2 protein-coding genes are annotated in these 3,677 nt (G+C 28.6%); both read left to right on the top strand.

Annotation, left to right across the window (positions count from 1 at the left end):
• The first annotated feature begins 98 nt into the window (after nt 1-98).
• Nucleotides 99-677, top strand: a complete 579-nt coding sequence (locus NQK76_RS02350; RefSeq protein ID WP_255872738.1) for an SVM family protein — start codon at nt 99-101, stop codon at nt 675-677.
• A 2,112-nt stretch (nt 678-2,789) separates the two neighbouring features.
• The gene (locus NQK76_RS02345) at nt 2,790-3,035 is read left to right on the top strand and encodes a hypothetical protein (protein ID WP_215419685.1); all 246 of its coding nucleotides are present in this window, start codon (nt 2,790-2,792) and stop codon (nt 3,033-3,035) included.
• The last annotated feature ends 642 nt before the right edge of the window (nt 3,036-3,677 follow it).

Below are 3,677 nucleotides of genomic sequence, written 5' to 3'. Positions count from 1 at the left end.
ATATGAACTTAAGAAAAAATTATTCTCATACACCTTCCATTGATAAACCAGAAAGTTCCAAAAAAAACAATTATAAATAATTATAGGAGATTTAATTAATGTTAAAATTATCAAATCAATTTAAAATAATAAGTATTTGTTTATTTATTTTTTTAGGATTATTATTTATAAATAATAATAATCAAATTAAAGCGATGAATAATAATGATCCTGGAACAAGTAACAATATTTATAATTCTTTAGGAGAATATAGGAAATATCAAAATTTATTATTAGAACAACGAATCAAAGCGCAAGAAGTTATTAATGCTTTGGAACAGCAAGTTTCAGAAAATGACAAAAAACTTTTATTTGAACAGCTTGAAACGATACATAAACAAATTATTTTAACTCAACAAAAACACTTAAATATTCAACAACAAATAACTACCAAATTAATTTTTTTAAATCAAATAAAAATATTAGAGCAAAATTATTCATTATTAATGCAAGAAATGATAGAAATAATTAACAATACACCACTTTACGCTTCAGAAGAACAAATAAATCTTTTAAGAAATAAACAAATTATGATAAATCAAAATCAAGAAAATATAAATCAAATATTAGAGCAAATGAATCAATTGCCTATTCCTCGAATTAATTTATCTCATAATAACACCTCGCAAAAACGTTAAAATAATTATTTTTTTAATCAATTAAATTAAAAATAAAAACCTCTCTTTTTCGGAAGAGAGGTTTTTTATTTCGAATCACAAGAAAACTAAAAATTTATTAATAAAAAAATCCTAATTTTTTTAAAAAATCGAAAAAAAAACAGTCTAATTTATAAATTTATTAAATAAAAATAATTAATTTATTATTCATTGCTCAAATAATAATAAAAATTATTAATTATTAATTAAATTATTGATTTTATTATTGTATATTGTTTATTTTAAAAATTTTTAATTTATTGTTTTGTTTTTAAATAAAAAAATAGTCTTTTGTAGTGTTGTGTGTTTAATAACATTAATTTATTATCAGATTTAAGATAATAAAATATTTTGTTTTTTAACAATTATAAAAAAAATTGAAAATTATAAAATTGTGTATACTTATATATGGCTATACATTTTTTTATTATGTATAGTATATTTAAAAAAATATATTTAGATAGAGGGTATAAAAAAATATAAATTAAAAAGATAAAAGTACTATTATAGCTTTAATAATCCAGTACAATATGATCATAATTTTATTATTAAATTGTATTTATATAAGTTTTATAAAATTTTTATTATATAGTATATTTAAAAAAATATATTTAGAAAGAGGGCGTAAAGAGGCCATAAATTCAATAGACTAACGTACTATCTTATCCGGAATAAGGGCGCAAAAGATGCGCATAATTCCGCTATTTAACGAATAGCCTGGAGTGATAATCTCCAGAGGTCACGTAAACACTGTAAGGTGGGCTTGATTAATTATCTCGAAAGAGTAATTGATAACAGCAAAAGCACGCAAGCGCGATGAGACGAAATATCTAGTCAATAAGTCAGCGCCAGACCAGAAGTTAAGGAGAAGGTGAAAATCCCTAAGCGGTTAAGTAGCGTGGTAATCTGTAAACATTCTGGTAAGATATTGACACCAGGATTAGGAAAGATATATAATATAAAAACTTTGGTATTATATATATTATCAATATGGTTAAAAAACTAACCCTTTTCTACACTAATTTCATTAAAATATTGTTATTAATATTTTTATGAATGCTCCAATTGGCAACAATTGTAAACTGCACCTAACACTTCTCGTAGAATTATGTCGTAACTTTGATCTCCCTAAAAGCACCACCAAAGGGTTAAAACTAACAGCTGTTAGGCTCAAGGGAAAAGCGAAACTTACAGTAGTCGTCAGTTTAATTCTAGAATTGGAATATTTTAGAAGAACCTGACCACGGCAAAGGGTAATAACCTTTACATGGCGAAAGAGTTTCAATATCTGTAATCAGATATTAGGCGCCGGATGCTTGGAAACTTGCTTGTCCGGTTCTGTGGGGGGCTAATTGCGAATATGAAAGTTAAATTATCAATGCACTTTCTAAACCGAGTTAATCTATCCCGATTGATATGAGACCGCATAAAAATCTAAAGATTGGCTTGGCAAATTATCTCGAAAGAGTAATAAGTAACAGCAAAAGCATGAAAGCGATGTAAAATAAAACAACTAAATTGGAAGCATTCGCAAGGTTAGCAGTAATGGAAAAGGTGAAATTCCCTAAACGGTTAAAAATGTTGTTAATAAATAAACCTCGATGGCAAGTTGTTATAAGCCAAGAGCTCTAAGACGCTTAATTTAGTAAATCTTTCGCAAATTAAGATTATTCCTAGTAATCCTTTGATGGATCACTTAGAGAGCAAAATTCGTTCTTAGAAAAGAATAAATAAATTTTTCAAAACAAAGAACGTAAACTGTACCTAAAACTGCACGTAGAATTTATGAGTAACTTTGATCTCCCTAAAAGCACCACCAAAGGGTTAAAACTAACAGCTGTTAGGCTCAAGGGAAAAGCGAAACTTACAGTAGTCGTCAGTTTAATTCTAGAATTGGAATATTTTAGAAGAACCTGACCACGGCGAAGGGTAATAACCTTTACATGGCGAAAGAGTTTCAATATCTGTAATCAGATATTAGGCGCCGGATGCTTGGAAACTTGCTTGTCCGGTTCTGTGGGGGGCTAGTTTGGGATATATAATGAAATAAATGTATTATTAAACTCAACTATTCTATCCTGATTATTCTAATTAATGAAAAAAATTAAAAATATTTGTTTTTTATTTATAATAATGATTATTTCAATAATCGTTTATAACTCATACAATACAATTAAGCCGAATAATTCTAATTTTAAAATAATAAATAAATCTGATAATAATTATGATGATCGAATATCTGAAAATAGTTTTGATTCAACTTCTACAACGCAAACCTGGGCGCCAAAGAGGCCTAAATTTCGTGCTATTCAACCAATAGCCAGGGCTGATAAACCCTGAAAGGAGATGGTCGGTTTAGTAAACGAAAGAATACTGAATTATAGCAGACCATAAAAGCAGGTTGCGACGAAAGCAAATTAGTCAAGAGGACACTGCCACCGAATAATTCGATGGAGAAGCCTGAGATGGCCTAAGAAGGAAAATTGAGGTAATCGTTGAACCTGTTCCGGAAGTTGCTTAAACGGACAGTCCAGAAGCTATCAATATTATAGGTTTGTATGGGATAGTTTATCAAATAAAGAACCTGGAATCAGCCTCCCTAAGGAGGGTACTTCCCCTGAAGAATCAAGGTCGAAATTTAGAGTAACTTGGAGAATCCTAAAACTAAGTAATTAAATTTACTAATCCGGAAATAAAAGTCTGGATGATCAAGGATAAAGCATCTTTTTAGTAGTCATAAGGGTAAACCTAAATTTGGAATAATTTAGTTAATCGGCTTATCAAGAAGAGAGTTAATAGCTCTCATAGGGCGAAAGAAGAAAGTAATTTACTAGTTATTCAATGGTATCGAGAGAAAGGAGTTGATATTATGTCAACAACGGTTTCACCAGAAACTAAACTTTCGCGAACATTGAATAAAATTCAATGTTGTTCATCAAACAGCTACTCTTTAAAAAGAGAACTCCAGCAGGGAATGAATAA

This window comes from Candidatus Phytoplasma australasiaticum subsp. ipomoeae (genome assembly GCF_024425275.1).
Taxonomy (GTDB): Bacteria; Bacillota_I; Bacilli_A; order Acholeplasmatales; family Acholeplasmataceae; genus Phytoplasma; species Phytoplasma australasiaticum.
The sequence above is the reverse complement of the archived record's forward strand: the minus strand, read 5'-3'. Positions and strand labels throughout refer to the sequence as shown.